Origin of the sequence: Nocardiopsis synnemataformans (assembly GCF_965343085.1) — a bacterium.
GTDB lineage: Bacteria > Actinomycetota > Actinomycetes > Streptosporangiales > Streptosporangiaceae > Nocardiopsis > Nocardiopsis alborubida.
On sequence record NZ_CBDRFA010000159.1, the window covers coordinates 1 to 2,654 of the forward strand.

Genomic DNA, 2,654 nt, shown 5'->3' on the forward strand with positions numbered 1-2,654 from the left:
TCGGCGGTCAGGTCGCGCAGGGTCGCGGCGAGGGTGTTGACGGCCATGGGGACCTTGAAGGCGTTGTCCGGGCCGGTGGCGGCGTCGGCGAGTTCGGCCCGGGCGGCCTCGCGGAAGGCCTCCTCGGTGGCCGGTCCCCCGCGCAGCGCCTCCTCGGCGCGGCTGGCGCGCCAGGGCGCGTGCGCCAGGCCGCCGAAGGCCACGCGCACGTCCTCGACGGTGCCGTCCACCACGCGCAGCGCCGCGGCCACCGACACCAGGGCGAAGGCGTAGGAGGCGCGGTCGCGCACCTTGCGGTAGGCCGAGCGGGCGGCCAGGGGCAGGCGGGGCAGGTCGACGGCGGTGATGAGGTCGCCGTGTTCCAGGACGGTGTCGCGCTGGGGCCGGTCCCCCGGCAGGCGGTGCAGGCCGGGCATGTCCACGGTGCGCTCCCCGCCGGGGCCCAGCACGTGGACCCGGGCGCCCAGGGCGGTCAGGGCGACCGCCATGTCGGAGGGGTGGGTGGCCACGCAGTGCTCGGAGGTGCCCAGGACGGCGTTGTAGCGGCCGTAGCCCTCGATCGCCGAGCAGCCCGTGCCGGGTTCGCGCTTGTTGCAGGGCATGGCGGTGTTCTGGAAGTACACGCACCGGGTGCGCTGGAGGAGGTTGCCGCCCGTGGTGGCGGCGTTGCGCAGCTGGCCGGAGGCGCCCGCCAGCAGGGCCTGGGAGAGGACGGGGTAGCTCCGGCGCACCCCGGGGTGGGCGGCCAGGTCGCTGTTGGGCACGGCCGCGCCCACGCGCAGGCCGCCGTCGGGCAGTTCCTCGATCCGGTGGCTGAGCAGGTCGCGCACGTCCACGAGGGAGGTGGGCTCGGCGATGCCGAGCTTCATGTGGTCGACCAGGTTGGTGCCCCCGCCGATGTAGGAGGCCTCGGGGTCGCCCGCGACGGCGGTGACGGCGGCGGCGGCCTCGGCGGGGCGGGTGTAGTGGAAGGGTTTCACCGGGCGGCCTCCCGGATCGCGGCGACGATGTTGACGTAGGCGCCGCAGCGGCACAGGTTGCCGCTCATGCGCTCGCGGATCTCGTCGTCGTCGAGGCTGACCGGCGCGCCGAGGTCCTCGGTGGCGTGGCTGGGCCAGTCGGCGGCGGCCTCCTCCAGCATGCCCACGGCCGAGCAGACCTGGCCGGGCGTGCAGTAGCCGCACTGGAAGCCGTCGTGCTCGACGAAGGCGCGGGCGACGGGGTGCAGCTGCCCCTCCCCGGCGAGTCCGGCGGCGGTGGTGACGCTGGCGCCGTCGTGCGCGACCGCGAAGGTCAGGCAGGACACGACGCGGCGGCCCTCCAGCAGGACCGTGCAGGATCCGCACTGGCCGTGGTCGCAGCCCTTCTTGGGCGAGGTGACGCCCAGCCGGTCGCGCAGCGCGTCCAGCAGGGTGGTGCGTGTGTCGACGGTGAGCTCGCGTTTCTCTCCGTCGACGTGCAGTGTGATCGTGGCCTCCACCGGCAGTGCCCTTCCTCGTGTGTGGGTCGGTGTCCTGCGCGCCGCCGTCCACGCGGCCCGCCCGGCGCACCGCGCCAGGGACTCGTCACAGTCTGTGACAGTCGTGGAGCTCCCGGAAGCCGACACGGCGCTGAGGGCCGGGAAGCGGGCGTCCGGGGAGCCGCCACTCAGGCGCGTAACCCGGAGGGGAAGGGCTAAACACCCGGTGCCCGCGCGCGGGCAGGGCGGTACGTGGCACCCGGGGCGTGCCGCAGTGGGCCGCCCGCGCGTGCGAGGCGGGTCAGCCGTCCTCGACGAGGGCCAGGCCGCGCAGCCGGTTCGGCGCATGCGCATGCGCATGCGGGTCGGGCGGGTCGGGCGGGCGATTTCAGCCCGGCGGAGCGGCCCCCGGCCGGGTGCGGAACCAGGCCGGGTGCGGAACCAGGCCGGGTGCGGAACCAGGCCGGGTGCGGAACCAGGCCGGGGGACGTGCGGGAGGGTCAGGGGGTCCTGCCGGTGCGGGCGATCAGGCGGTCCTGCGGGCTCGCGTCGGGCCCGACCTCGACGGGTGCGCCGAACATCGGCCCCGGGCCGAGGTCCTGGTCGTTCAGCCAGGCGTGGACCTCCTTGACCAGGTCGGGGTCGAGGCGTTCGTCGGTGCCCAGGGCGCGCGCCAGGTCCCAGGCGTGCACCGTCAGGTCGAAGGTCATCTGCCACAGGTAGAGCTCGGCGGGCGCGTCGCCGAAGGACAGGTGCACCGTGCTCTCCAGGGAGGACGGCGCCAGCCATGCGGTGCGGGCCTCGCGGGAGGCGACCTCCCAGGTGGTGATGGGCTCCTCGCCCAGGTTGTCGCCGTCGAGGCGGTCGCCGACCTCCTCGACCCGCGCGCCGTCCAGCAGGAGCGGCGTCCACAGCTGTTCGGTGGTCAGGTGGTTGACCAGGTCGTGCACGTCCCAGTCGGCGCACGGCGTGGGCAGCGCCCAGTCCGTCAGCTTGACCTCGCGGACCCGCCGGTCGAACTCCCCCATCGCGGTTCCGTGCAGTTCGGTCAGGTGTGCCATGAGTGTCCCCCGGGACGAAGTAGCGGTTCTGCGCCGGTCCCCTACCCGTGCCGTCGGGGGGTGAATCCGTCCGCTGGGGCCCCGGCCGCGGCCGGGGGCCGGTCGCCGCCGCGGCCTGGACCCCCCCCCAGGTG

At 75.1% G+C, this 2,654-nt stretch carries 3 protein-coding genes; all 3 read right to left on the reverse strand.

Annotated elements, in window-relative coordinates; genetic code table 11:
• Positions 1–980, reverse strand: a 980-nt coding sequence (locus tag ACSIH6_RS39215) for an FAD binding domain-containing protein (protein WP_435113937.1), incomplete at its 3' end; no start/stop codon positions are given.
• Entirely contained in the window at positions 977–1,480 is a 504-nt protein-coding gene (locus ACSIH6_RS39220) for a 2Fe-2S iron-sulfur cluster-binding protein (RefSeq protein WP_435113939.1), read from the reverse strand. The genes ACSIH6_RS39220 and ACSIH6_RS39215, both read right to left, overlap by 4 nt.
• A 479-nt stretch (positions 1,481–1,959) precedes the next feature.
• Positions 1,960–2,520 carry a TIGR03086 family metal-binding protein gene (locus tag ACSIH6_RS39225; RefSeq protein ID WP_150251254.1) on the reverse strand — a complete coding sequence of 187 codons (561 nt, stop codon included), beginning with the start codon at positions 2,518–2,520 and terminating at the stop codon, positions 1,960–1,962.
• Positions 2,521–2,654: the final 134 nt, after the last annotated feature.

What these genes read in the sequence shown, in the direction of transcription:
- ACSIH6_RS39225 (WP_150251254.1), bottom strand. Translation starts at nt 2,520, where the DNA reads ATGGCACACCTGACCGAACTGCACGGAACCGCGATGGGGGAGTTCGAC.